At 61.7% G+C, this 25,288-nt stretch carries 21 protein-coding genes and 2 tRNA genes; 9 read left to right on the top strand and 14 right to left on the bottom strand.

The features are described from left to right. Positions 1 to 82: 82 nt before the first annotated feature. The 7 genes from EN862_RS07750 to EN862_RS07720 form a co-directional block, all read right to left on the bottom strand. Positions 83 to 1,360 carry an OmpP1/FadL family transporter gene (locus EN862_RS07750; RefSeq protein WP_127863538.1) on the bottom strand — a complete coding sequence of 426 codons (1,278 nt, stop codon included), beginning with the start codon at positions 1,358 to 1,360 and terminating at the stop codon, positions 83 to 85. 361 nt (positions 1,361 to 1,721) lie between these two features. Next, a complete protein-coding gene (locus tag EN862_RS07745; RefSeq protein WP_127863537.1) occupies positions 1,722 to 4,505 on the bottom strand; it encodes a valine--tRNA ligase in 2,784 nt (927 codons plus the stop codon). A 213-nt stretch (positions 4,506 to 4,718) separates the two neighbouring features. Beyond that, the gene (locus tag EN862_RS07740) at positions 4,719 to 5,537 is read right to left on the bottom strand and encodes a PopZ family protein (RefSeq protein WP_127863536.1); all 819 of its coding nucleotides are present in this window, start codon (positions 5,535 to 5,537) and stop codon (positions 4,719 to 4,721) included. 229 nt (positions 5,538 to 5,766) lie between these two features. After that, entirely contained in the window at positions 5,767 to 7,146 is a 1,380-nt protein-coding gene (locus tag EN862_RS07735; protein ID WP_127863535.1) for a TolC family outer membrane protein, read from the bottom strand. Between the two features lie 185 nt (positions 7,147 to 7,331). Further along, the gene (locus EN862_RS07730) at positions 7,332 to 8,003 is read right to left on the bottom strand and encodes a protein-L-isoaspartate O-methyltransferase (RefSeq protein WP_127863534.1); all 672 of its coding nucleotides are present in this window, start codon (positions 8,001 to 8,003) and stop codon (positions 7,332 to 7,334) included. A 92-nt stretch (positions 8,004 to 8,095) separates the two neighbouring features. After that, positions 8,096 to 8,169 (bottom strand) — tRNA-Cys (locus EN862_RS07725). A 175-nt stretch (positions 8,170 to 8,344) separates the two neighbouring features. Further along, the gene (locus tag EN862_RS07720; RefSeq protein ID WP_095815344.1) at positions 8,345 to 8,605 is read right to left on the bottom strand and encodes a PGPGW domain-containing protein; all 261 of its coding nucleotides are present in this window, start codon (positions 8,603 to 8,605) and stop codon (positions 8,345 to 8,347) included. 206 nt (positions 8,606 to 8,811) lie between these two features. Between EN862_RS07720 and EN862_RS07715 the strand changes: the two genes are divergently transcribed. Both EN862_RS07715 and EN862_RS07710 read left to right on the top strand, forming a co-directional pair. Continuing rightward, positions 8,812 to 8,886 (top strand) — tRNA-Asn (locus tag EN862_RS07715). Positions 8,887 to 8,967: 81 nt separating this feature from the next. Continuing rightward, complete coding sequence (locus EN862_RS07710; RefSeq protein ID WP_127863533.1) at positions 8,968 to 9,762, top strand: hypothetical protein; 795 nt, start codon at positions 8,968 to 8,970, stop codon at positions 9,760 to 9,762. A 288-nt stretch (positions 9,763 to 10,050) separates the two neighbouring features. Here the strand turns inward: EN862_RS07710 and EN862_RS37345 are convergent, their stop codons facing one another. The 6 genes from EN862_RS37345 to EN862_RS07685 are packed head-to-tail and all read right to left on the bottom strand — an operon-like array spanning position 10,051 to position 16,131. Then, positions 10,051 to 10,182 carry a hypothetical protein gene (locus EN862_RS37345; protein WP_281035838.1) on the bottom strand — a complete coding sequence of 44 codons (132 nt, stop codon included), beginning with the start codon at positions 10,180 to 10,182 and terminating at the stop codon, positions 10,051 to 10,053. Positions 10,183 to 10,193: 11 nt separating this feature from the next. Further along, positions 10,194 to 11,252, bottom strand: a complete 1,059-nt coding sequence (locus EN862_RS07705) for an SGNH/GDSL hydrolase family protein (protein ID WP_127863532.1) — start codon at positions 11,250 to 11,252, stop codon at positions 10,194 to 10,196. 33 nt (positions 11,253 to 11,285) lie between these two features. After that, positions 11,286 to 13,124: a carbamoyltransferase gene (locus tag EN862_RS07700; protein ID WP_127863531.1), complete on the bottom strand. Its 1,839-nt coding sequence runs from the start codon at positions 13,122 to 13,124 to the stop codon at positions 11,286 to 11,288. A 10-nt stretch (positions 13,125 to 13,134) separates the two neighbouring features. Continuing rightward, positions 13,135 to 13,326: a hypothetical protein gene (locus tag EN862_RS07695; protein WP_127863530.1), complete on the bottom strand. Its 192-nt coding sequence runs from the start codon at positions 13,324 to 13,326 to the stop codon at positions 13,135 to 13,137. 44 nt (positions 13,327 to 13,370) lie between these two features. Beyond that, positions 13,371 to 14,963: a hypothetical protein gene (locus tag EN862_RS07690; protein WP_127863529.1), complete on the bottom strand. Its 1,593-nt coding sequence runs from the start codon at positions 14,961 to 14,963 to the stop codon at positions 13,371 to 13,373. After that, on the bottom strand, positions 14,938 to 16,131 hold the full coding sequence (locus EN862_RS07685; RefSeq protein ID WP_189400864.1) for a class I SAM-dependent methyltransferase: 1,194 nt from the start codon (positions 16,129 to 16,131) through the stop codon (positions 14,938 to 14,940). Before EN862_RS07685 ends, EN862_RS07690 begins: the two co-directional genes overlap by 26 nt. 628 nt (positions 16,132 to 16,759) lie before the next feature. Here EN862_RS07685 and EN862_RS07680 point away from each other — a divergent pair. The 7 genes from EN862_RS07680 (at position 16,760) to EN862_RS07650 (ending at position 24,359) form a co-directional block, all read left to right on the top strand. Then, positions 16,760 to 17,287 carry a class I SAM-dependent methyltransferase gene (locus tag EN862_RS07680; protein WP_127863527.1) on the top strand — a complete coding sequence of 176 codons (528 nt, stop codon included), beginning with the start codon at positions 16,760 to 16,762 and terminating at the stop codon, positions 17,285 to 17,287. 182 nt (positions 17,288 to 17,469) lie between these two features. After that, entirely contained in the window at positions 17,470 to 19,260 is a 1,791-nt protein-coding gene (locus EN862_RS07675; RefSeq protein WP_127863526.1) for an ABC transporter ATP-binding protein, read from the top strand. A gap of 43 nt (positions 19,261 to 19,303) precedes the next feature. Continuing rightward, a complete protein-coding gene (locus tag EN862_RS07670) occupies positions 19,304 to 20,500 on the top strand; it encodes a hypothetical protein (protein WP_127863525.1) in 1,197 nt (398 codons plus the stop codon). Beyond that, positions 20,497 to 21,678: a hypothetical protein gene (locus tag EN862_RS07665; protein ID WP_127863524.1), complete on the top strand. Its 1,182-nt coding sequence runs from the start codon at positions 20,497 to 20,499 to the stop codon at positions 21,676 to 21,678. Before EN862_RS07670 ends, EN862_RS07665 begins: the two co-directional genes overlap by 4 nt. A gap of 25 nt (positions 21,679 to 21,703) precedes the next feature. After that, positions 21,704 to 22,840, top strand: coding sequence for a hypothetical protein (locus tag EN862_RS07660; RefSeq protein WP_127863523.1), 1,137 nt, complete (start codon positions 21,704 to 21,706; stop codon positions 22,838 to 22,840). After that, on the top strand, positions 22,780 to 23,646 hold the full coding sequence (locus EN862_RS07655) for a sulfotransferase domain-containing protein (RefSeq protein ID WP_127863522.1): 867 nt from the start codon (positions 22,780 to 22,782) through the stop codon (positions 23,644 to 23,646). Before EN862_RS07660 ends, EN862_RS07655 begins: the two co-directional genes overlap by 61 nt. Positions 23,647 to 23,660: 14 nt before the next feature. Beyond that, positions 23,661 to 24,359 (top strand): sulfotransferase, encoded by a 699-nt coding sequence (locus EN862_RS07650; RefSeq protein ID WP_127863521.1) that lies wholly within the window; start codon positions 23,661 to 23,663, stop codon positions 24,357 to 24,359. Between the two features lie 16 nt (positions 24,360 to 24,375). On the opposite strand, the gene EN862_RS07645 is transcribed toward EN862_RS07650, so the two are convergent. Beyond that, positions 24,376 to 25,215 (bottom strand): glycosyltransferase family 2 protein, encoded by an 840-nt coding sequence (locus tag EN862_RS07645; protein WP_210235653.1) that lies wholly within the window; start codon positions 25,213 to 25,215, stop codon positions 24,376 to 24,378. Between the last annotated feature and the right edge of the window lie 73 nt (positions 25,216 to 25,288).

Here is a 25,288-nt window from a genome sequence, read left to right as displayed (position 1 = left end):
CCGAGAATGATGCTGCGACCGCCGTCCTCCAACGAGAAAAAGCCGGGCATAACCCGGCCTTTTTTTGTTCAAATTGAGATAGTTACCACTTGACCTTAACGGATCCTGAAATGGCCGACACGAGGTCGTTGCCGAAGTCGGCAGTATAGTCGGTGCCGTAGGTAACGCCATCGGAGCCAACGACCGAATGGATATGTCCGCTGGTAAGCACGCCCAACGCGCCGCCGAAGCGGAGTTCCACGTTTTTGGTGGGGGTGTAGGCCACGCCGGCGCTTACCGTCCACGTATCCGTCTGCGCGCTGAGACCGGTGGTCGTGCCGCGATCCCAGCTGATCCCGGCAGCCCCGCTCCATTGATCGTTGAACTTGTGACCGATGCCCGCGGAGACCGTCCAGCCGTCGCGATAGAGGAGGTCAAGCGAAGTAGCGCGGACAGGACTTGTCGTGGTGCAAGCAAGAAGGCCTTTTGTCGAGGTCGGGCAAAAGGGGATGCTCTGCAGCACGCTCCAGTCCACCCACTTGATCGATCCGAATGCCAACCATCCAGGCGCAATGCCGGATTGAAGCTTCAATTCGACTGATTGAGGCACCTCGGAGAAACCGTATACGTCAGTTACTCTGCCGAGGATCGGGTTCGTCGGGTCTATAAAGGCGGGGACTTGTGTTAGGTCAAGCGTTCCGCTCAGGTTGTCGAGCTTGACGGCCGAGTTGTAGACAAGGCTCGCGCGCAGGGCGATGTCCGGAATTTCGTAAGCGACACCGGCGCGCCATCCCCACCCGTCTCCTTCGAGATCAAGGCGGCCAATGCCGGTGCCGAGGAAGGCCGGGAGCGGTGCAACCAATTGCTCCTTGAACCCGGAAACATCTTCATGAAACACGCCGCCGATGAATCGAAACTGTCCTTTGCCCAGGTCCATCTTGTACGAGCAGGTTCCGCCCAAGGCCTCGCTTTTGACCTTGGTCACGATATTGCCGTTCGCACCGGCCCAATTGGCGCCAGGATTGCTGTACGCACCGATCGGTTGGCCGTAGTCGAAAAGACAGTCGATAGGCCCGACGCCAGCCTTGATGCCAGCGCTCGGCACCCAATAGCTTTCCGTGTCGCGGGCACTGTTAGAGAAGCCCAGCGCGTTAAGCGGGCCGTCGGCCGGATTCGAGTCCTTCACGTTCTTGAGGTCACGTTGCGGCATCACATAGGTGCCGGTGACCTCGCCAGTGATCTGCGCCGGATCGAAAAGCAGATCGATATCGTACCAACCCCGCTCCAGTCCGCCGGCATTCGCCGGGGTGACCACGGAGCCAATCATGGCCAGCGAAAAGCAGCCTGCCCCCAGCAGCGCTTTGAGCCGCAGATTGTTCATGGAAATCCCTCCCCAAATACAAGTGGCTCAAGCTAGAACCAATTCGGGTTAACGACGCAACAATGTTTTCAAGGGCTGTACACGTACACCTTGACAAGGCGTATTCTTGCCATGGTGAGGGGCGCCGCGATTGGCGCATAAACCGCGCTTACCGACCTCGAACGACCGAAAAAATCCGGAAAACCCACCCAAAACAGGCCAAAAACAGCCGATTTTGAGCCTCAGAAGGCCCATTGTTACATTATGGCAACAATGGGGCGCAAACTTTCCGTTTACGTCAAAATTAACGTGGCGGAATGCCTATTTTCGAGGCAGCTAACGTACCGGAAACCACCTCCGCACTGAGGGCGATTCTTGCCGTTCAGCCGGCGTCGCGAACCCTGGTCAAAGCCACCGATAGCTTCTCCTGCGCCTCGCGGTATTCGGCGAGCTTTTCGCGCTCGGCCTCGACCACCTCTTCCGGCGCGTTGGCGACGAACTTTTCGTTGGAGAGCTTCTTGTGCAGGCGCGCGATCTCTTCGGTGACCTTCGCCAGTTCCTTCTGCAGTCGCGCGGCTTCGGCCTGGAGATCGATCAGGCTGCCGAGCGGCAGGCTTATCGTCGCCTCGTTGAGCACGATCTGGGCCGAGCCCTTTGGTGACGCGTCTACCAGCGCGATATCGCCGACGCGCGCCAGCCGCTTGATCGCTTGGGCGTGGCGCTCAAGCCTTTCATGCGTCAGCGTGTTGGCGCCGATCACCATCAGCGGCGCGATCGCGGCCGGCGGCACATTCATCTCCGAACGTACCGAGCGGATGCCCGAGACCAGATCGACCAGCCAGTTGATGTCGGCGGCGGCCTCCTCGTCCTCGAAGTCGGGCGACGGCCAGGCGGCGTGGCAAAGCAGCGAGGAGCGCTCCTTGCCCTCGCCAGCGGTCTGCGCCCACAGCTCCTCCGTCATGAACGGCATCATCGGATGCAGGAGCTTGTAGATCTCGTCCAGCACGAAGGCGACGCAAGCCCGGCTCTCGGCCTTGGCGGCCTCGTCCGTGCCCATGAACACCGGCTTCAACAGCTCCAGGTACCAGTCGCAGAACAGGTTCCAGACGAAGCGGTAGGCAGCAGTCGCCGCCTCGTTGAAACGATAGCTGGTGATGCCTTCGGTGACCGCGCGCGCCGCCCGCGTCAGTTCGGTGAGGATCCAGCGGTTGACCGGCAGCTTGGCGTCGTTCAGCCAGAAATCGTCGTTGCGCGCGACCTCGTTCATCTCGGCAAAGCGCGTCGCGTTCCACAGCTTGGTGCCGAAATTGCGGTAGCCGGCGATGCGCGCCGGATCGAGCTTCACGTCGCGCCCTTGAGCCGCCATCACGGTCAGCGTGAAGCGCAGCGCGTCGGCGCCATATTCGTCGATCAGGTCGAGCGGATCGATGACGTTGCCTTTCGACTTCGACATCTTGGCGCCGTTCTTGTCGCGCACCAGCGCATGCACATAGACGGTGTGGAACGGCTCCTCGTCCATGAAGTGCAGGCCCATCATCATCATGCGGGCGACCCAGAAGAAGATGATGTCGAAGCCGGTCACCAGCACGTCGGTCTGGTAATAGGTCTTGAGCTCGGGCGTCTGGTCGGGCCAGCCCAGCGTGGAGAACGGCCATAGCGCCGATGAGAACCAGGTGTCCAGCACGTCCTCGTCGCGGGTCAGGATCTCGCCTGGCTGGAAGTTCTCCAGCTTGTCCTCGACCCAGGCCTTCCACGGCCCTTCCAGCGCCAGGTAATATTCGACCGCCGAGGCCAAAGCCTCTTCCTCGGTCTTCTCGACGAAGACATGCCCGTCCGGCCCGTACCAGGCCGGAATCTGGTGGCCCCACCAGAGCTGGCGCGAAATGCACCAAGGCTGGATGTTCTCCATCCAGTCGAAATAGGTCTTTTCCCAGTTCTTGGGCACGAAATTGGTACGGCCCTCGCGCACCGAGGCGATCGCCGGCTTGGCGAGCTCGGCGGCGTTGACATACCACTGGTCGGTCAGGAACGGCTCGATCGGCACGCCGCCGCGGTCGCCATGCGGCACGGTATGCCGGTGCGGCTCGATCTTGTCGAGGAACCCGCCGGCCTCCATCAGCTCGACGATCTTCTTGCGGGCAGCGAAGCGGTCGAGCCCGTCCAGCTCGTCCCACACGGCCTGGCGCTCCGGCGTGACCTCGAGACCGGCGAGGAAATCCTCATTGTCTTTGAGCTTGATGGCGGCTTCGACCGTCAGGATGTTGATTGCCGGCAATTTGTGGCGCTTGCCGACCTCGAAATCGTTGAAGTCGTGCGCCGGCGTGATCTTGACCGCACCGGAGCCCTTCTCCGGATCGGAATACTCGTCGGCGACGATCGGTATCTTGCGGCCGACGATCGGCAGCACGACGCTGCGGCCGACGAGATCGGTGAAGCGCTCGTCCCCCGGATGCACGGCCACGGCCGTATCGCCGAGCATCGTCTCGGGACGCGTCGTCGCGACCGTGATGAAGGTCTTCGGGTTCTCCGGGTCGAACGCTTCGCCTTCGATTGGATAGCGGAAGTGCCAGAGATTGCCGTTGACCTCATGCTGCTCGACCTCGAGGTCGGAAATGGCGGTCAGCAGCTTCGGGTCCCAGTTCACAAGGCGCTTGTCCTTGTAGATGAGGCCTTCCTTGTAGAGCGTGACGAAGACTTCCAGCACGGCCTTGGACAGGCCCTCGTCCATGGTGAAGCGTTCGCGCGACCAATCGGCCGAGGCGCCGAGGCGCTTCAACTGGTTGAAGATCGCGCCGCCGGATTCGGCCTTCCACTCCCAGACTTTCTCGATGAACTGCTCGCGCGTCAGATCGCGGCGATGGATCTGCTTTTCCATGAGCTGGCGCTCGACCACCATCTGCGTGGCGATGCCGGCGTGATCCATGCCGGGTTGCCAAAGCACGTTCTTGCCGCGCATGCGCTCGAAGCGCACGAGAATGTCCTGCAGCGTGTTGTTGAGCGCATGCCCCATATGCAGCGAGCCGGTGACGTTCGGCGGCGGGATGACGATGGTGAAAGCTTCCGCCCCTTCCTCCGCGCCCGCGCCGGCCCGAAAGGCGTCGGCCTCTTCCCAGATTTTGGCGATCTTCGGCTCGACGGCTTTGGCGTCGTAGGTCTTTTCAAGCATGGAGGAGGTCCGAACTGTCGGTAACAAGCGTCCGGTGTAAATCGGAAGCTCTTGGCCGAGTCAACCGCGAGAGCAGCAATCACCGCCACAGATAGGCCTGCCCTCGACCAGCGACAATCCCGGCCGAGCGGGAGCAAAGCGCGCTCACCTGACCAGCCTTGAACAAAAGCACCGCCCGGAGGGCGCGCTTTTCAGCTTACGTGCTGCGGCAACCTACTGCGCGCCGCGCGCCACGCGCTCGATCTCTTCGCGCACCAGCCTTTCGACCAGCGTCGGCAGGTTGTTGTCGAGCCAATCCTGCAGCATCGGCCGCAGCATCTCTTCGGCCATTTCATCGAAGCTCTTCTTGCCGCGGCTGGCAAAGACATCGGAAAGTTCACCGAAGGCAGCCGCAACCTGCCTGCCCGTGTGCTCGGAAAGGATCGCGGGACGAGACGGCTGAGCCTCAGGCGCGGATACCTGGGGAGCGCCGGCATGCACGGCGGCTTCGACCGCGGGCTCTTCCTTGTCGATCTCGACCCGCGGCACGGCTTCCGGCGCGCGGACAGCCGGCTTCGCGGTAACCGTGCTGCCGCCGGCAGCGGCGATTTCCCGCCGCCAATCGGCGACGATGGTCTCGGCGGTCTGCGGCGCGTTTGCAGCGGCGGGCCTGTTGGCGGCTGCCGGCGGGCTCGGCTCGACCGCGCGCCTGGCATCGGCCTCCGCCGGGGTCGCCGGCGCCGGCGCTGCCTTCACCGGCTCCGGGCGAGCCTCGGCGCGCGCAAGCACGGGATCAGTCGCTGCAAGTTGGGCCTGGACTTCCGCCAGCGTCGCCGGCCTGCGGGGGCCGGGTTCGGCATGCAGTTCGGAACGAAAGGCGTCGACCTCGACAGCGGGAGGCGTGTTGACGACGGCCGGTTCCAGGTCCTGGCGCAGTTCACCGGCCTCGGCCGGCTGCTTGCGACCGGTGTCGCTGTCCTCGATGATCCTTCGGATGGAAGCCAGTATCTCTTCCATGGAAGGTTCGCGCTGCGCGCTGCTTGCCGTCGCCATCGTCACATCCGCCGCCCTTGTGACCCGTTACGCAATTCCGTCCTGCCCGGACCGGAATTCGAATCAATGGCGACAGCGTAACCGACCGATCGTCATCCGAGAATCCCCAATCTGGGGACTCGTTGGATTTCAACAGATTAGGCGAAGCGCAACCCGATCAGCCATCCACAAAAGACAAACGCCGCGCATCCAATGGACGCGCGGCGTTTGTCAAAGCTCGGATCGGAAATCAGCGTCCGTCAGGCGTGCGCAGTCCGAACCACTTGTCCTTGACGGCGTTGTAATGCTCTTCCGGCCTGTATTTGGTGACCGCCAGACCCAGGCGATCGACCGACAGCCGGCCCATCGCCGACAGGATGGCGTAGCTTGCCACCACTACGTCGCGTTCGGAGCTCGCCTGGTTGATCTTGGCGGTGATGACCGCGTTCTGCGCGTTCAACACGTCCAGTGTCGTGCGCTGGCCGACATTGCGCTCCTCGATGACGCCGTTGAGCGCCAGCTGAGCAGCGTCGATGACCTGCCTGTTGGCATCCACGCTTTCGCGCGCGGCGACATATTGCGTCCAGGCCGAGACCACGGCCTGGCGCACCTGGTCGCGGCTGACGTCAACCTGGATGCGCGCTTCGCTGAGCGATTCCTTGTTTTGCCGAACCAGCGCTTCAGTCCGCCCGCCCGAATAAATCGGAATGGTCAGCGTGGCGCCGATATTGGCGGACGTCGAAGTGCCGTTGGTGCCCCTGAAGTCGGGAACGGAGTGGCTGTAATTGTCCGAAACGCCGGCCGAGGCCGTCACCTGCGGCAGCAGCGCGCCTTCCGATGATTTCACCGAAAACGCCGCCGCATCGACGAGGTGCTGGGTTGCCAGGATGGCCGGATGCTCGGCGGAAGCGACGGCCAGCGCCGAATCGAGGTTGCCCGGCAACAGCTTGCCCAGCGGCGAGGCCGCTTTGAGCTTGCCCGGCTCGTCGCCGACGATCTGATGATAGGTGGCGGCGCTCGCCAGCGCCGTCGCGCGGGCGGCGCTGAGCTGCGCCACGGCCGTGGCGCGCGAGGCATCGGCCTGGGCGACGTCGGTGCGGGTGCCCTCGCCGACCTCGAAGCGCGAGCGGGCGGCGCGCGCCTGCTCGGTCAGGAACTGCAGGTTCTGCTCGGTCAGCACCGCGACCTGCCGATCGCGAATCACGTCCATATAGGCGCTGGCCGCGTTGAACAGGATGTTCTCTTCGGTGTTGCGCAGGCTCTCGACCGAAGCCTTCACCTGCGATTCGGCGGCGGCGACATTGTTCTTTGTCTGAAAGCCGTCGAACAGCGTCTGATTGATTTGCACGCCGAAGCTGCCCGTGGTGATGTTCTGGGTGGCCCCCTGCGCATGGGTGCTGGTGTAGTCGATGCTGCTCGAACCGGTGACGGTCGGGCGCCAGCCCGACTTGGCGATGGCCACGCCCTCGTCAGTCACGCGTACGCCGGCACGAGCGGCGTTGAGCTGCGAATTGTACTGGTAGGCTTTGGCGAGCGCGCCCGTAATGGTCTCGGCGGAGGCGGCCAGCGGCGACAGCGCCGTCGCGGAAACGAGAATAGCTGCTAAAACTTTTTTGTGTCGGGGCGGCACGTTATTTCCCTCATTCGTTTACATGGGAACCACGCCACGTCAGCCTACCCTTACGGATCGGCCGGCGCCGCGTTGTTTATCGTTCCCCCGCTGACGGCCTCCCGCAAACGCTCGGTTAACCAAATCAGCAACGATTGTCAGGCGCAAGCGATCATGACAGCGCCTTCGCTGCAAGGCAAAAACGCTCAGAATTCAAACGCGTGAGCACGTTCGAAGCCCGGTAGTGGCTTAATTGCCGCATTAAAGGCCCGTCTTCCGGTTACAACCCCCCCTGCTTTAAAAAACAGCCGGGCCACGCCAGAGTTGCCTTGTCCTTCGACCGCAACCAGGCGTCCATCTTGCGCAAGCTGGTCGAGCAGCGACGGCGGCACTTCCTCGACGCTGCCGCCGATGAAGATGACGTTGTACGGCGCTTTAGCGGCATGCCCTTGCGGCAAAGGCCCGGTGATCACCGTGACATTTTGGCAGCCGAGGCTGGAAAGTGTGGATCTCGCGGTCTCGGCCAGCGCGGGATCGCTCTCCAGTGCCACGACCGACCGCGCCAGCCTGGACAGCAATGCGGCGGAATAGCCGCTGCCGCAGCCGACATCGAGCACCGAATCGCTCGCGTCGATCTCGGCCAATTGCAAAAGCTTGGCAAGCGGCGACGGCTCCATCAGGTAGCGCGCGGCGCCATTCGCGCCATCGGAAATGCGGATATCTTCGTCGATATAGGCCAGATCCTGTTGTCCGGCGCCGACAAAGGCCTCGCGCGGGACGGTCAGCATCGCTTCGATGAGCGGCGCGCTGGTGACATCGGTGGTGCGGATCTGGCCATCGACCATCTTCACGCGGCGTTCGGAGAAATCAGCGCTCATGTCCCAACAATCCGCTCCCCGCGCCAAACGCGCGGCTCAACTTCAACCGGAACCCCCGCCCCGGCGCGGTTGCGCTGGAGCCCGCAAGCATCTGGAGGCCTCGCCCGGAATCGAACCGGGGTGCAAGGATTTGCAGTCCTCTGCGTAACCACTCCGCCACGAGGCCTCGCAATGCTCCCGGCGTTCCGAGCGAACTCATTATGTTGACGCTCAAGGGTCGTCAAGCGCCGGCGCGTCATTCCCGACGCTTTCACGTAGAGCGGCGAAAATGGTGATTACCAATCGGTTGTGATGGCTGGAGCATCGCAGTCGCCGAGCCGGTGGCCCGCCGCCGGGGCTCCTCAGTCGGGTCGACGCCGGCGTTCCCACCAGACGACGAAACGCCGCCGATGACGCCGGATCATCGCGAATTCATAGGAAAGCACTAGGAGACCGAGCGGAATCATCCAGAAGCCGAGAATCGGCAGAAAGCCAAGAATCCCGCCAAGGGTGAGCAGCATGCCAATCACGATTCGCAAACCGCGCGAGCGCGGCATCGTGAATTCGCGGCCGAAGATCGAGATCTTCCGCGCCGGGGCGTTGTCGTCGTCAGCTGCCGTCATTCAAAACCAAATCCTATCCACGGGCAAAGCCAAAAGGCGATCACCGGCCGCTTTGTTCCCTGCCGGTGTGAAGCCCTTCATATGTGGGCACGCCGAACGATGGCACAAATAGCCGCATCAAAAACTGGAGAAAAATTGCGAATTGCTTCTTTGCAAAGCCGAAAGGTGTTTGCTATAGGCTGCGCCACTCACGTCAGAGCCTCCGTTCCCCGGTAGCTCAGTGGTAGAGCAACCGGCTGTTAACCGGTTGGTCGCTGGTTCGAATCCGGCCCGGGGAGCCAAACATTTCCAAGACTGCCTACGCCTGGCCCGCTTTCGACCGCGGCCGCGCAAAAATGCGGTAAACTCGGACGGCCGCCGTCATGGCCATTGTGCGGCCAATTTCGCTTCGCCGCTTGGCCGCCCTGCCCGGCCTCCACTCGGACCTTTGCCCTACCCCCTGGACGCTCTGTGCGCGAACCGATCGGGCCGCGACCTCCCGAACGCGCATCAACGTCGTCGAGCGTAGGATCGTCGCCTTCCAGCCAAATTCGCGCCATGCGCGGATGAAGGTGAAGCGGATCATAGATCACCCTTCCTCAGATCCGAAATTCTGGATCCATCGTTTGAAGGCCGGAATTTTGGCGACCATTTGCTCGCCTGACCGCCGACCTTGGTCCGCCTTGCCGCACCCGGAGATCGCCACATATTATCGCCGAGGTCGGGGATCACTGATGGCGGGACTGCTTATTGCTTGGGTAATTGGGACGTTTTTGTATTTCAAGATCGTGATCGATTGGGCGTTTGACGCCGATATCATGATCAGCGCAGCCGTTTTGATAGCAATACTGGATGGGCTGTCGACGATCTTCATCGGAGCCCTTCATGCCGTTCAATTGTTAAATTACGACTGGACGACGAGCTCCGTACTTGCAGGATTTCGGTCGGTAATGACGAAAAACTTAACCGTTATCGTTGCTACCATTCTCTTTAACGTCGTTTGCGCGCGCCTGATAATATTTGGGTTTTCCAAAGATCTGAACCATGAGATTCAGAATTTCTGCAAAAGCGGCTGCTTCGTGCACGGGACTATTGTAAAATTCACCCTCATCGTTGTGTTTCCTCTATTGCTGCACTACGCCATCCTGGTCTTTGGAACATACCGAACCGCTAAATAGATTAGCCGGTTCGCTTGCCCTCGTGATCAGTGCCCCACCCTCTTCACTTTCGCTGGCGCGGAAAGCCCGGGGCGACCTTCAAGACAAGCAGGATTCAAGCGCCGCTTCCACGGGATGGAAAAGCCGACATATCTCGCCTTTTCGCAAGGGGCCGGCTCAAGAAGCTTAGCCTGCTCAGGTTCACGAAGGCTGTGCGACAGCACGGTTGCCGGAGGCGGATCCAGGCAGGACCGATGAAGCAACAAAGGCGCAATATCCCACTGTTTCCCCCGCTGCCCGTCCTTCTCGCTACCAGAGGGGATAGTTGTCTTCGGGGTCAGCCTCTTCTTTGCCCTTCCGCCCTCGGACGCGCCCGAGAAGCAATGCCGCCGCGGCGGCAACCAGCACGGCAATCCCTGTCCACACGACAAAGCTGTTCATGGCTCTCCAGCCTAAAAAATGAGAGGCGTCCCGCCCTTAGTCGAATCGAGAAGACCGCTGTCGACAATTGCACCGGCGATGATCCTCGCTGCCGCATCCGCCCCCTTCTCGGAGAAATGGACCTCGTCCTTGTAGTTCTCATTCATGATTATCGCGCCTTCCTCCGGATAAGCCAGCGCGCCGTGCAGATCGACGACCGGCACCTCCAGCGCCTTGCCGATATCGTCAACGACACGGCGATGCTCCCAGACGGCGCCCGGCATAGGATCCTGAGCGCTTTCCTGCCGGTAGTTCGGATTCACGAGAAGAACCCGCGCTCCTGCAGTCTTTGCCAGAACAACCAGGCTTGTGAGGTTTGCACGAAAGGCGACCGGCGGATTGCCCGCGATGTGCTTCGAATTGCGGCGCCCGCCTCCACGCCGCCGCACGACGTTGCCAACATAGGCAGTCGCGAGGTTCTGCCGTCTCTTGAACCAACCGTAGAATCCGCCGCCCATAGCCGGCTCGAACCACGAGCACGAATATTCCCTGTAGTCGCGGGACAGGTTCGCCAGGCGACGGGGATGAACATCATTGTGAGTGTAATAGTAGACGATAAGATCTGGCCGCAAAGGCACCACGTGGAAGAGCAGCCTCAATATGTTCTCGATCGAGGTATAGCCGCCGACACCCGCGTTGATAACTTCAATGTCGGTGTCCGCCAGCATGCTCCTCAAATGCTCACCGAGGCGATAAGGGTAGGTGTCGCGGTCGTCGTCTATGCCCGTGCAATAGGTTGACGACTCGCCCATGCAGACGACCCTGAAACGGTCTTCCGGCTTGGGCACCACAATTTCAGCCCCGCGAAATCCAAGACTGTTATGCATGGATTTGCCGTCCCCGGATCGCCAAGCGGGATTCAATTCGTAAAGCGTGTAGGGATGCGGACACACCAGCGGCGGGGGGCAGCCGAGCCATTTGGCGATCCGCCCGGGATAGCCAATCTGCAGCAATGCCCGATCGCCGAAGATCATCACCAGGCCCTTCAGCGCGGCACGCTGCGCCCTCGAGCGCTTCTTGGCGACACTCATCTCAAGCTCCAGGCACCTAGCAAGGACATAAGTTCAATCAGGCTCGAATTCGTTGCGATAGTCCACGGCAAGCGTCGTGTCCTGCGCCGACTTTTGCAGCACGCAATTGCCAACCACCAGCATATCCAGATCGGTGCCCATGAAGCATCGGAACGCATCCGACGGCGTGCACACGATCGGCTCGCTCCGCACGTTGAAGCTGGTATTGACCAGGACGGGACAGCCGGTGAGGGCCTCGAACCGGGAGATCAGCGCGTGGTAAAGCGGGTTGGTGTCCGGATGGACTGTCTGAACCCTTGCCGAGTAGTCGACATGTGTCACCGCCGGTATTTCGGAGCGCCGGACATTGAGCTTGTCGATGCCGAACATCGCCGCTTCCTGAGCGGTCATCTCGCGTCGCCGGCTCTCCTTGACCGGGGCAACGAGCAGCATGTAGGGCGAATCGGCATCCAGCTCGAACCAGTCGGACACTTTCGTCGACAGCACCGATGGCGCGAAGGGGCGAAAGCTCTCCCGGAACTTGACCTTCAGGTTCAGCGTCTTCTGCATCTGGTCGGAACGTGGGTCGGCCAGGATCGACCTGCCGCCGAGCGCCCTGGGTCCGAACTCCATCCGACCCTGGAACCAGCCCACGGCCTTGCCGGATGCCAGCGCGGCCGCCGTCGTGTCGACGAGCCGATCGGTCGGCATGATTTCGAACACGGCCTTGAGGCCGGTGAGTTGCCTCTCGATCTCGTCCTGGCTGAATTCCGGCCCCAGCAGGCTGCCTCGCATCGAATCCCGAACGGCGGGCACGCGCCGTCCGCCCAGCTTCATGTGCCAGGCGGCGAGGGCTGAGCCAAGCGAGCCGCCGGCGTCACCCGCGGCGGGCTGGATCCACAGCCTCTTGAAGGCGCCGTCCCTGAGCACCTTGCCGTTTGCCACGCAATTCAGTGCGACGCCGCCCGCCAGGCATAGATTGGGGATCTGGAATTCACGCGCCAGGCTTCGGGTAAGCCGCAGGACAATCTCGTCCGTCACCGCCTGGATAGAGGCCGCCATATCCATGTGGAAGTCAGTGAGCAGGTCGGCATCGGGCCGCCGCACCGGTTGGCCGAACAGGCTGGCGAAGCGCGCGTTCGTCATCTTCACGCCGGTCGCATAGTCGAAATAGCTCTGGTCGAGGCGGAAGCTTCCGTCATCCTTCAGGTCGACCAGCCTTTCCAGGATCAGCGACTTGAACCGTGGCACGCCGTAAGGAGCAAGGCCCATCACCTTGTATTCGCCACTGTTTATCTTGAAGCCGAGATAATAGCAGAAAGCCGCGTAGAGCAGCCCGAGCGAATGGGGAAAGTGCAGTTCCCTCACCACATCGAGCTTCGAGCCCCGGCCGATCGCTACCGTGGTCGTGGCCTTCTCACCCACGCCGTCAAGCGTCAGAACCACGGCCTCCTCGAAGGGCGAGGGAAAAAAGGCGCTGGCTGCGTGGCTCAGATGATGCTCGCAAAACAGAATCCGTGACGCGTCGACGAAACCGGGGTCGATCCTTTTCAATTCGTCATGGATGATCCGCTTCTGGAACAGCTTGCCGCCGAGCCAGGCGGGCATGGCCTTGCGAAAGGTCGGGAAGCCCTGCGGCGCGGCGTCGACGTAGGTGTCGAGCAGCCGGGAAAATTTGAGCAGCGGCTTTTCATAGAAGACGACGTGCTCGACGTCCTTCAAGGCCACGCCGCCGATCTGCAGGACGGAGCGGACGGCGTTCGAGGGGAAGCGCTCGTCGTGCTTGCGACGGGTAAAGCGCTCTTCCTGCGCCGCGGCGACAATGGCGCCGTCGACGACAAGGCTGGCCGCGCTGTCATGGTAGAAGGCGGATATGCCGAGGATGCTGGTCACGACCGAGCCTTCAATACTGACGGGTCATCGAGTTTGCGTCATTGCCGGGCTGCCTGGCGATCCAGAATGTGTCGCTTGGCGCTCTTGGCCGAAGCGCCTTGGTGAGCCGGCGAACCAGGCCTGCCGGCAGGATCACGCCATAGAACACCAGCGCGGATATCAGGTCCGAAAACCAGGCGCTTGATTGAACTTTGTCCGACATTTGTCCCCTTCCCCGTCAAGGCGCCGCGGTTCATTTCGCGGGCATCATGCCACGCGGATGGTCTTTTCAGGCCGTTTGCCCGCGCTGGAAACATCATTTGCATCCGCGCTCGAAGGCTTCCGCACCAGAGCCTCGAACTCCTCGAACCGGTCGGGCCGCAGCCGCTCGATATAGTCGAGCGCCTGGCCCGAATTGTCACTCGAATGCACCGTGTTGAGATGCTTCTTGCCAGCGAGCTTCGCCGTCTCTCTTCGCAACCTCTTCTTGAGCAGAAGGCGTTTGTTATCGACGAAGGAGCGCTCGACCCTGACCTCAGTGGGCATCGGCAGCGGATCGGGGTCGAAGGTGACGATAAAGTGGGCCGGCACGCCGGCCGGCTCGCTGTCTTGCGTCGACACCCAGTTACCGCCCCGGAACAGCGAGGCGATCTCCATGCGACGCTCCACGGGTATCGTTTCCGACAGGCGGATCTGGAAGCCTTCCCCGGCCAGCATGGTTTCGATCGGGCCGACCAGATCGTATTTGAGGGCGGCTTCGCGAATGATGAACACGGCAAGCCCCGGCAGATAAGGTGATGTGACCGCGTATCTCGACCGCACGAATTCACTGGTTCTGGCAAGAAAATTGACCGTCTCGCCTTCGGGGAACCATTTTTCGCGCCGCAAAAGCGCTTCCATATCCCCCAATGTGCGAACCCGGCTGACGTTGGCGCCGTCGCAAAGCCGCATGAGTTCGGCGAAGCGCGCCTCGTCGTCCCAGGTTTTCGGCAGAAGCGCCTCCCCCTCACCCAGCAGCAAGGGCTGTCTGTGGAAGAGCAGATGGTAGCAGTAGCTCAGGAGGGCATCCGCAGCAGAGGGACGCCACTCTCCCGCCTCGCCTCGCTCGCGCCGCTGCAGCAGGTCGAGCGCCCGCGGCGGCGGCAGATAAGCGACATTGCCGTCCGAATGCCCCGGCACGCTGAACGGCGTGTAGATATCGAGAGGCAGCGTGCCGAAGCGGGCCGTCACGCGCCGCACCAGCTCGCTGGCATCGTCGTTGTGCACCAGGAGATCGATGTCCCCCGCCGTCGACGGATCCTTGATCTTCTGCGCCGACCGCAGCGTGCTGTAGCGTAGGTCCGCGACGGACGCGAACATCTCCGTGATGTCACGCCCGAGCGCGGCGTAGTATTTGGCGCTGCGCTGCCTGCGCGACGTGTTCTCGAACACCAGCCATTGGGAATGGCTGCCGGCTTCGGTGCGGATTGTCACCTGTCCCCGCAGGACAAGCCGCCGACGCCGCATGTGGTTGACAAGGTGAATGCCGCCGAGGAGCAAACGCACGCCGGGTCGTACCAGCAACAGCTTCGCGCCGCCGACATGCTTCAGGTCCTTCGAATACAGGGCACGGACGGACGCGCCCTCGAGCAGGACGACATCGGCGTTGTTGCGACCGACGTCCCTCACGTTCCGATAGGTGAACCGGAGTTCGTCAGCCGATGCCGGACCGCGGCCATAGGTTGCGACATCAACGGCGCCGGCCCGGCGGACCGCCTCGCCAACGTGGCCATCTCCCGACAGGAAGACGGCGACTTTCTTGCCGCCGAAGACCTCGGACGGCGACAATTTCGTTCTAAGCTGACTTGAGACCGTCGCCATGGTTTTCCGCGTGAATCCGTTGCCAGTGCCGGCTGTCGAAGAATTCGTAGTTCCCATCGTTGCGAACCACTGTGTGCTTTAAATCGAGGGTCTCGCAAAACCGAAACCACCGGTCGTACCACGTGGTGAGGAAGTCCGGTGTATCGTAGAGCGCGTAAAGGATATCGCGCCGCAGCGGGACGACTTCCTGTTTTTTCCGCTTCAATTTCTCCGCAGCCAGTTGCGCCCGCAATCGCGCCTTGGGCGTCATCAGCGTGAACATCGAGACCTGCTCGGCACTGCGGAAAAGCTCCGCCGCGGGATCGCGCTCGTATGTGCCCAGCGCGCGATCGAAAGGCCGCAGGAAATCATAGTGCAGGACCACGTGCGCGAGCTCACCGGTCGGCAGGCGCCGCATCTCGTTCGCGTCGGCCTGCGCTGTCACCTCGGCGGGCAGACCCAATGACCGCCGGAAAGCCTCATCGCCGATGATGCGGTTCTTGAACGTGCTTTTTCCCGCCTTGGACGGTCCCGCCACGACGGTCAGGTGCTTGATGCGCCTTTTGGTGGCAACCACCAGGAAGCTTTTGCCCGCATTCGAGCTGAAGACCTGGACGGGCTCGAACGTGGCCATGTGCTGGTTGAGAATTCCCGCCATTGCCGCGGCGTTCGGCAGGAATGTGCAGCCGGCGACCTCATGCATCCTCGCCGCCAGCGGAACATCGATGACAGGCTCAGGCGCCCGAAAACGCGAAAGCCATCCGCGGCGCCGGCTCGGCAACTCGATGATCAGCCTCTCGCGCGCCATGGCCGCCATTCGCCTCAAGGCGTGAATCGGATCGAACAGCTCGGGCAGAACATTCAGGCAGGCCACGATATCGAAGTTTCCCGGTTCTTCGCCGCGCTCGAAGTCCCCGTGGATATATTCAGCAGCAAGCCCGGCCTCCTCCGCACGGTTCCTGGCGATGAGGACATTTTCCCGGATCAGCTCCACTCCGACAGCCCGCGCGGCGCCGAGGCGGAGCGCTTCGAGGCACAAATCGCCATGGTGACTCCCGATATCGAGAAAGCTCCTGCCTTCTATTTTGCCGTCGAAGATGCGGGCGTTACGAAAACCGACCTCCGCCGCATCCTGCCGGGCTGCGCCAGAATCGGTCAGCATCTCAGGCAGAAACCGCTCAACATCCATAGGCCCCACGCCATCGAGAACCCGACCCGGTCTCCGATATGTCAATCGCTCGAAATGCATCTGTCACTAAATTAGCAATTAAGCAACACTGGCGGCCACACGCTGATCCATGACCTCGACACCGAGCCAATCCTGGCCTCAATGCAAAAGGGGTTTGGCCGCACCGGCGCGCAGCAGATCACGGTCCACAATCTGCTCGGCAAGCCGCGGCATCCGCCCCTTTCCCGGTGAAATGCACTGCGTCCCGGTAGTTGTCGTTCAAACTCCGGTTGCCGACCGAAGAACAGTCCAGGCGACCGTTGAGGTCGACGACGAAGCCCACCCTCGCCGATGTCCTCCACAACGCGCCTATGCTCCCCGACGGCATCCGCGGGATCATCGGATTCGGCGGTCTCTATCGACTTTCCGAGGATGCAGGTTCCACTAAATTAGAGTTTTTGCAACATCAGCAGAGCGTGTAAGGTTCCAATGACTCCAGGACAGCATGCGCCGCTCGGTGAGAGCGGTCCCCTTCGGCGCGATTTGCACAAGTTGCGTTTCTGGACATTGTCGCTTACGGGCTGGCGCCTGGTTGGTGCTCGCTCCCCGCTAAGCAAGCTTGGCTATGCCACCTTTGGAGACGAATGATTTGCTTTGGTCAAAACCTGAAAAGAGATTCAAGGGCACTTGGGAAGACAGACTGGACGGAATTTTCTCCGCAGGCGTCACCTACACCGGCAAGTCGGTTTTAGATGTCGGTTGCAACATGGGCGTTGTCGCCTATGAGATATCCAAGCTGAGGCCCAGTTCGATTCATGGAATAGACGTACTCAGACCTCATATCGAGACGGCGAGGATGATTTTCTTAGGCTCGCCAGTAGAAAGCCGTTTTGATTGCCTCAACCTTGGCAGTCAGAAGCTGGGACGAGTGCTCCGACCGCGATATGATATCGTCATGCTCCTGGCAATCTACCATCACATGCAGGCCAGTATTGGCCAGAAAAAAGCGCGAGAGGTGCTTGCCGACATAGTGAGGCGCACCCAGACGATCGTTGCCCGCGTCCCCCCCAGAAAGGATCGCGAATTGATCGAATTGCTTTCAGGTGAAGGCTTTTCGGTCAAAGGCACCCACGTATCGCCTCTTGGCAGCCATGTCATTGTGCTCGAGAGATACTGACCGAGCATAGCAGCGGGAAGCGCTCGGCCAGCCGGGCCGTCGAACGCCACGCCAGGCAAAGGATTCCTGTTTGGCATTGACTGTGATCAAGAACGAAGTCACAGACAAATGGCCCATTAGGGGCAACTTATAAGCTGAACTGGACCGGTGCAACACCGGCATTGGCGGCAACGGGCGACGCAATGAAGGCGAAGAAACGGATTTCGGCGGCGCTAGCCTATCCGCTGGTGAACCGACTAATCGTCGAGAACCTGCCGCCGCACAAGATGCTGTACCTGACAGGGTTGCTGTGCTCGATCGCGGCCGCCGGCGCGACCGGCGCATCGGCCTGGATCATGAAAATCATGATCAACACCATCTATGTGGAGCGCAATGCCGCCGCCGTCTGGGGCATCAGCGCCGTGATCATCGGCATTTCGCTGATCAAGGGCATCGCCGCCTACAGCCAGACGATCACGACGGGAAAAATTCGCCGCGCCATCGTCTCCGATCTGCAGAACCGTCAGTTTTCCCGGGTGGTGCGTTTCGACATCAGCCGTTTCGCCAATCAGCATCCGGCGAAGTTCGTCTCCAAGATCATGTTCAACGCGCGCGCCGGTGCGTCCGTCATTCTCACCTTGACGAGCAGCACCGTTTCGGACGCCCTGACGCTGGTCAGCCTGACGGTCGTCATGATCAATCAGGACCCGGTGATGTCGCTGATATCCGTGGCGATTCTGCCCGTGTTGTTCTTCTCGGTGGGCGCCATAACGCGAAAGATCAAGGCGCTGGCAAGGGGAGAAACGGAGCTGGCGGCGCTGGTCCAGTCGATCGGCACCGAAGCCATCGAGGGCATCCGCACGATCAAGTCGTTCCAGCTCGAGGACAAGGCGGTTGCCAGCTTTGCCAAGGCCGTCCGCAAGATGGAGAAGCGTGGCATAGAGATCAACCGGACGTCGGCGATGATGAGCCCGCTGATGGAGACCGGCGGCGGGCTGATCATCGGCCTCTTCATCATCTACGCGAGTTGGCAAAGCCTGGGCAACGGCAAGACCCCCGGCGAGTTCATGGCCTTCATCACCGCTTTCCTGTTCGCCTATGAGCCGGCCAAGCGGCTGGCGCGCGTCAATGTTGATATTCAGAAGCAATTGGTCGCGGTCGAGCAGATGTACGAGCTGATCGACATGCCGGTGCAGCAATCGCGAGGGGATGGCGGCGAACGGCTGACCAACGCCCAGGGTGCTATCCGTTTCGAAGGCGTTTCCTTCTCCTATGACGGCGGCAACCCGGCGCTGCATGATGTTTCCTTCGACGTGCGACCGCGCGAAAAGCTCGCGGTGGTGGGGCGCTCCGGTGCCGGCAAGACGACGATCGTCAACCTGCTTCTTCGCCTGGTCGAGCCTGACAAGGGCAAGGTCTTCATCGACGGCAGGGACAGCGCCGCGATCAGCCTGGCCGATATCCGCGACAACATCGCGTTGGTGTCGCAGGACGTGTTCCTGTTCGAAGGCACAATTCGCGACAACATCCGCGACGGGCGCCCCAGCGCCACGGACGCGCAAATACAATATTCCGCGGACCTCGCCCAGGTGAGCAGCTTCGCCTCCGGCCTCGAAAACGGGCTCGACACGCTCGTCGGACCTGGCGGCACCAATCTGTCGGGCGGGCAGAAGCAGCGCGTCGCCATAGCGCGCGCGCTGCTGAAGAACGCGCCGGTCATCATCTATGACGAAGCAACGTCCGCTCTCGACGGCGAGAACGAGCGAGCCGTGATGGACGCGGCGTTCGACGCCGCCTTCAACCGCACGGTGATCTGCATCGCGCACCGGCTTTCGACGATCAAGGCGGCCGACCGCATTCTGGTCTTCGATGCCGGCCAGCTGATCGATTCCGGGACCCATAAGGATCTGGCCGGGCGCTGCGAAATCTATCGCTCGATCTTCCATCTCTCGACACCGGCGGTGATCGAAGGCGGCAGGAAGCTGCGCGCATGATTCCGACACGCCGTCCTGGTGGCAAGATGTCTGGCGAAGGCCGATGACCAGCTTCTACCACGGCTCCTACGTCCGCTACGCGATCGGCGGCCTGGGCCTGCGCCTGAGATGGGCAACCAAGGCCGTGCGAAAGCTGCTCGGGGCCAATGATCGCGGACCAGTTCCGGCCGTAGCGCAGCAAGCCAGAATCGACGCCCTGATCGCGCACCGGGACTGGAACGGCCTCGCTGCCGGCGTCAACGAGATGGCCATCATGGCCAAAGATACCGCAAACCCCCAGTTGATGCTGAAAGCGGGTCAGGCCTATGAACGGCTCGGAGATTTCGCGCGCGCGGCCGAACTGCGCCTCGCGGCGCGACGCGAGCGCAGAGGCGAAAGCGTGGCGGACTGGGCCGGCGAGGACATCTCGGCCGATACACTGCTGATCGATCTTGTCGAGGACGATCCACGCAGCCTTGGCCGCGTCATCCGACATGCCAGGCTTGCCGGCGCGGCCGCCGCGCGCGCCAAGGACGCCACGATAAGGGTCGAGCCGCGTATCGTGCCGCTGCTGCAACGCACTTTTCCAACGGCCAGGATCGTCGCCGCCGGGCAGGCCGCATCCGGCCAGAAGTTCGCGACGTTCGAACATCTCGCCTGGGTGTTCGGCCGTGACCCAGCCAGGCTTGCCGCCAGCTTCAAGCCGCTGCTGGCAGATCCCGACCTCGTCGAGGCGTTCCGCAGACGGTATCGCGCAGCGACGGATCTGCCGCTGGTTGGCCTGTCGTGGGGAAGCAAGTCGCACACCAAGGATGTGCCGGACTTTCCCGAATGGGCAAACTTCATGGCCAAAACGCCTGCGACCTTCGTCTCCCTCCAATATGGCCCGATCAAGCCGGCCCTGCGGCGCCTGCGCAAAGGCGATGATGCGCGCCTTATCCATGACGAAAGCGTCGACCAGATGGTCGATATGGACCGTTTTGGCGCGCAGATCGCGGCGCTCGATGCGGTGGTGACGATCAGCAACACCGCAGCCCATCTGGCCGGCGCGCTCGGCGTGCCGACCATCTTCCTGATCGACGACAAATTTCAGACGGCCTGGCCGGTGGCCGGCGACCGGACCCCTTGGTATCCAAGCGGCGTCGTCCTTCACAAGGACGGACGCGAATGGCCGGCGGTGCTCGACGAGGCCCGCCGCCGTCTGGCGCCGGTCCTGGCCGGGCGCTCCGATACCGGCTCGGCCGGTGGCGGCCGAAAATGACGCGGTCGATCCTTGAAAAGGCCAGGTCAGCGGACCTTCGACCGCAAAGCACGGCCGGCAAGCGTCTGCGGGCGATCGTCGATAGGGCGAAAGGTCTTTTCAAGCGACCTTCATGGCATGCCGATGCGCAGGTCCAGCGGCACACGCGGTCGATGGAAGAGAGCATCGAGCGCAGGGATTGGCCGGCCGCCCGGGACCACGCGCTGGCGCTGGGCGGACTCGGCGAGCGCCTCGGCGACGCCGGCCTGGTCAAGAAGGCGGGGCGCGCCTTGAGACGCCTTCACGGCGGCAACCGCACCTGGCAGCTGATAGCGGCGAGCAAGCGCGTATCGGGCAAAGCGGAATGGGACGGCAGCGATCTCGCCGGCCGAACGCTGCTCGTCGACCGTCGCGCCGGCGACCTGGCGATCTTCTTTCAGTTCGCATCGCTGATTGGTCCGGCTGTCGCAGCCGCCGACCGATGCATCCTATTCGTCGAGCCCAGGTTGGCGTCGCTCTATCGCCGGACCTATCCAAAGCTCGATGTCAGGGTCGAGGGAGAAGAAGACCTGGACGCCGTCGGGGCTGACGCCTTCTCGGGCTTCGAGACGCTGGCGACGCATTTCTGGCCGGACGATCCGGCAGCACGCGCCCCCTTCATCCCATTGCGGCCGGACCCGCAACTGGTCGCCGAACTGCGCAGCAGGTATCTCGATCGCGGTCCGGGCCCCCTGATCGGTTTCGCCTGGGGAAGCCTGAATAAAAGCAAGGACCTGCCGGCGCTGGAGGATTGGCGGGGCTTGCTCGGCCGATTGCCGGGCCGGCTCGTCAGCTTGCAATATGGCGATGTCGGGCCGGCGCTTTTGGAACTCGAGCGCCATGCGCCGGGCCGCATTGTTCTCGACACGTCCGTCGATCAGCTCTCGGATATGGACCGCTTTGCGGCGCAGATCGCGGCGCTCGACATGGTGGTGACGATCAGCAACACCGGCGCCAATCTGGCCGGGGCGCTGGGCGTGCCGACCATCGTCATGCTCGACGACGGTTTTCGCCTGTCCTGGCCCGCCTTCGGCGACACCGTGGCCGCCTATCCCAGCGTGCGACTGATCCGAAAGGGCGGCCGGGCCTGGGCGCCTGCCTTGCAGGAAGCGGCCGATCTGGCGAAAAGCATCATGGGTGGGTCTCACGATGGGCAATAGCCGGATTGTGCGGGGGATCCGCCGTATGGCCACGCTGGCGGGATACCGGTACAAGGTGTGGTTCAGGCGCCACCGGCGCCAGCTCTTCCTTCGCCTGCGCGACGGTGACCTGGCCGTCCAGATGGCGGACTATCGGCAGAGCGTCGAGGATCGCGACTGGCAGGCCGCGCTGCCCAAGGCCCTTGCCCTGGGATCAAGAGCCAAGGAGATGGGAGAGGTCCGCCTGCTCGACGAGCTTGGCCAGGGGCTGATGCGGATGGGCGCCTACGGCCCGGCGGCCGAGCTGAAGATCGCCCGGCGCCACGTCGTCCAGGGCCGTTCGGACGGCGAGTGGCTAGGACAGGATATTTCCGGAAAAGTACTGCTTGTTGATCTCATGGAGACCGAGAAGCAGGGGCTGGCCACGGCGATCCACCATGCCAGTTCGGTCGGGCGCGCGCTCGCCAGCGCGGCCCGGGTGATCGTGCTTGTCGAGCACCGGCTCGTTCCGCTTTTTCAGCGCACATTTCCCGCGGCCGATGTCAGACCCGTGGGTCCCGGGAAGAAGCAGGCCTATGCCGAGGCGCAGGCCTTCGCCGGTGTCCAGCATCTGACCGCCTTGTTTGAGGCCGACGAAAGAGCGATCCGGGCGCACTTCGTGCCGCTGAAGCCGGACCCTCAGCGCGTCGCCGAGCTCCGCGCCCGCTATCGCAAGGATGGCCGGCCGTTGGTCGGTGTCGCCTGGGGCAGCTCAAACCCCGGCAAGGATCTGCCGCCGCTTACCGCCTGGTGCGACTTGATCGGCCGTCCCGGCTTCAACTTCGTCTCGCTGCAATACGGCCCGATCGAGAACGACCTGAGGGTGCTGAGTGACGGCGTGCCGGAGCGCATCCTTTATGATCGGACAGTTGACCAGTTGGTCGACATGGATCTCTTCGCGGCGCAAGTCGCGGCCATGGACGCCGTGTTGACCATCAGCAATACGGGCGCGCATCTTGCGGGGGCACTCGGCGTTCCGTCGGTCTTCATCCTGGGCGACGGCTTCAAACGCTCCTGGCCTGTCGAAGGCGATCGCACGCCTTATTATCCATCTGCCGTGCTCGTCTCGAAGCGGGAGCGGCCATGGGGCGCGGTGATGACCGAGGCCGAGAGCATCCTGGCGCGCTGGGTAAAAACCAGATAGCTTTCACCGGCAATTCAAGGAGATCATCTTTAATGCTTTTCTCGAAATTGTTTGGGTTGAACGAACCACCCGTCCTTGTATCGTTTCCAAAATCAGGCCGAACCTGGCTGCGCGTCATGCTTGATGATCTTGGTGTTAATTTTCAATATATACACGACGGCACAGATCACAAGCAACTTAGGTCAATATCAAGTATAAATACAAGTAAATCTAGATATAAAAGAAGAACAACAGTAGTTCTTGTTCGAGATCCAAAAGACACAGTTGTATCCGGTTATTTCCAGATGCAAAAACGCCATAACCTCCCCACCGGATCGTTTAGCGACTTTATCAGAAGCGATCTGCACGGAATTGAAAAAATAGCGCTTTTCAACCTTGGCTGGTTTTCAGCAATGCCGCGATTGCATGCGGTACGCTACATCCAGTACGAGGATATTCACCGAGACACCGCCGGCGCTCTGAAGGCCATACTTGATTTCCTTGGCATAGAAATGGATGTTGGCAAGCTTACCGAGGTTGCCAACAATCGTACCTTTGAGAATATGCGATCAAGCGAGCAGACGGGCGATTTTTCGAGGCGCTACGGACACATATTACAACCCCGCGACCTTAATGACCCGGAAAGCTTCAAAGTGCGCAAAGGTAAGATTGGCGGCTATCGCGATTATCTCTCTGATGACGACATAGCCTACTGCGACGATCTTTTGTTGAAGCTCCGATATTGGGTGGAGTTGGACAAGGTGTTTCGCCAGAACGGCCTGTGCTATCAGCCTCAGGAGCAATCTCGGATTGCGGTTTCCGACTAGGAGCCATTGCCGCGATGGTCATGAGGACCGGATTCATCTGCGGCTGCGGACATAGCGGCACGACGCTGATCGCGACGATCCTGGCGTCCCATCCGGACGTTTACCTGCCCTTCGACGAGACCAATATCTTCTTCAAATGGACGCCGCTGGCAATGTTCCGTTACTGGAAGCTGAAGCTGGCGGCGAACGGCGCCGGCAAGAGCTTGCTGCTTGAAAAGACGCCGCGGCACATTCGTCGTGTCGCCCGGATCCGGACGTTGGTGCCCGGAGCCCGCTTCATCATGCCGGTCCGGGACGGTCGCGACGTCGTGGCCTCGCTGACGAGGCGTCTGGGCGATCCGAAAGAGGCGCTCGACCGCTGGATCACCGACAATGGTCTCGTCCTGGCCGAGCGAGGTGAACCGGACGTGCTGATCTATCGCTACGAGGACCTTGTCGAGGAGCCGGCCAAGGTCGTCGAGCGGATTTGCACCTTTCTCGATTTGGCTTACAGCCCGGACCTGCTCGACTATCACAAGCATCCGCAGAACTGGTTCAAGTCGAGCGGCGCCCAGGCCGAGCAGCAAGGGCATGTCGCGCTTCGCAACCAACAGGTCAGCCAGCCGATCTATGACGGGCGTGGACGATGGCGCTCGGAGGTCGGAGACCTCGAGCTGGAGGACCTGATGCAGGGGCGAGGCGCGCAGCTTATGAAGGAATTCGGCTACCGGTAGAGTCGGGAGTTCCTGCCTACCAGTCGATCGGCTTGATCAGGTTGGTTTCGGCCAGGCTCCGCACGCCTTGATAACGCACCGAATGGTCCGTCATCGCGCTGAGCACCGCCCTTTCGCTCGAGACCGCGTGATACTGGCGATATTTGGCGGCGCCGTTCCAGTACTGCCCCTCCTCCACCGCGGCCCGCGCCTTTTCGTTGAAGTCGGAGAAGAACTTGAAGTGAAGCAGCGCGCCGAACGCGTCCGCGTAGTTGCGCCAGTAGGGCAGCGGCGCGTGGATCGAGGTGAAGATGGTTGGCCGGTCGACATAGATGAGCGGAAATTTCATCAGCTTGTGCTGCCGGTCGAAAAGCCGGGTCCTGGGCCCGCCGGTTATTTTCACGCCCCGGGGGCTCCTGGTCACCTGATAGCCGGTGCTGTCGAAATGATCGGCCACCTGCCACGGCGGCACGCCAGGATCGAATCTTGCATCCCAGATGTTGCCGCCGGGGTACATATCGATCATCGGCGCCAGCAGACGTGACATCTTCCGCCGTTCCAGCCAGCGGATCAGCGCGCCGAGCGGATGGCGATCCATGCCCTCATAGACAAGGTATTCGTCAGCATCCACCGTGACATGCCACCGCGGCTGTCCGTATATCCGCGCGATACGCTGTCTCCACAGGTTCCCAAGGTCCGCCTGCGCATAGCTTATCGGCGAACGGAACAGGTCGACGTCCGGCTGCGCGGAGAGCATTTCCGCCGTACCGTCGGTGGAACGGTCATCGAGCACGGCGAATCTGGTGATCCCAAGTTCGCGATAATGCCTCAGGAACGGCGCCAGCCGTTCGGCCTCGTTGCGAACGACAACGATCAAGGACAGATCGTCCGGCTTCAGCGGCAAGACCGGTTTTGCCGAAGTAACCTCCGCGCCGCTCAGGCCATGCCGT

Source organism: Mesorhizobium sp. M2E.F.Ca.ET.219.01.1.1, assembly GCF_004016445.2.
In the GTDB taxonomy this organism is placed as follows: domain Bacteria; phylum Pseudomonadota; class Alphaproteobacteria; order Rhizobiales; family Rhizobiaceae; genus Mesorhizobium.
The sequence above is the reverse complement of the archived record's forward strand: the minus strand, read 5'-3'. Positions and strand labels throughout refer to the sequence as shown.

Bases quoted from the DNA above. Each gene is read 5' to 3' on its own strand.
- EN862_RS07705 (WP_127863532.1), bottom strand. From the start codon at position 11,252: ATGAGTGTCGCCAAGAAGCGCTCGAGGGCGCAGCGTGCCGCGCTGAAG.
- EN862_RS07695 (WP_127863530.1), bottom strand. From the start codon at position 13,326: ATGTCGGACAAAGTTCAATCAAGCGCCTGGTTTTCGGACCTGATATCC.
- EN862_RS07720 (WP_095815344.1), bottom strand. From the start codon at position 8,605: ATGACGGCAGCTGACGACGACAACGCCCCGGCGCGGAAGATCTCGATC.
- EN862_RS07710 (WP_127863533.1), top strand. From the start codon at position 8,968: ATGGCCATTGTGCGGCCAATTTCGCTTCGCCGCTTGGCCGCCCTGCCC.
- EN862_RS07685 (WP_189400864.1), bottom strand. From the start codon at position 16,131: ATGGATGTTGAGCGGTTTCTGCCTGAGATGCTGACCGATTCTGGCGCA.
- EN862_RS07690 (WP_127863529.1), bottom strand. From the start codon at position 14,963: ATGGCGACGGTCTCAAGTCAGCTTAGAACGAAATTGTCGCCGTCCGAG.
- EN862_RS07745 (WP_127863537.1), bottom strand. From the start codon at position 4,505: ATGCTTGAAAAGACCTACGACGCCAAAGCCGTCGAGCCGAAGATCGCC.
- EN862_RS07750 (WP_127863538.1), bottom strand. From the start codon at position 1,360: ATGAACAATCTGCGGCTCAAAGCGCTGCTGGGGGCAGGCTGCTTTTCG.
- EN862_RS07675 (WP_127863526.1), top strand. From the start codon at position 17,470: ATGAAGGCGAAGAAACGGATTTCGGCGGCGCTAGCCTATCCGCTGGTG.
- EN862_RS07665 (WP_127863524.1), top strand. From the start codon at position 20,497: ATGACGCGGTCGATCCTTGAAAAGGCCAGGTCAGCGGACCTTCGACCG.
- EN862_RS07650 (WP_127863521.1), top strand. From the start codon at position 23,661: ATGGTCATGAGGACCGGATTCATCTGCGGCTGCGGACATAGCGGCACG.
- EN862_RS07730 (WP_127863534.1), bottom strand. From the start codon at position 8,003: ATGAGCGCTGATTTCTCCGAACGCCGCGTGAAGATGGTCGATGGCCAG.
- EN862_RS07740 (WP_127863536.1), bottom strand. From the start codon at position 5,537: ATGGCGACGGCAAGCAGCGCGCAGCGCGAACCTTCCATGGAAGAGATA.
- EN862_RS37345 (WP_281035838.1), bottom strand. From the start codon at position 10,182: ATGAACAGCTTTGTCGTGTGGACAGGGATTGCCGTGCTGGTTGCCGCC.
- EN862_RS07655 (WP_127863522.1), top strand. From the start codon at position 22,780: ATGGGGCGCGGTGATGACCGAGGCCGAGAGCATCCTGGCGCGCTGGGT.
- EN862_RS07660 (WP_127863523.1), top strand. From the start codon at position 21,704: ATGGCCACGCTGGCGGGATACCGGTACAAGGTGTGGTTCAGGCGCCAC.
- EN862_RS07670 (WP_127863525.1), top strand. From the start codon at position 19,304: ATGACCAGCTTCTACCACGGCTCCTACGTCCGCTACGCGATCGGCGGC.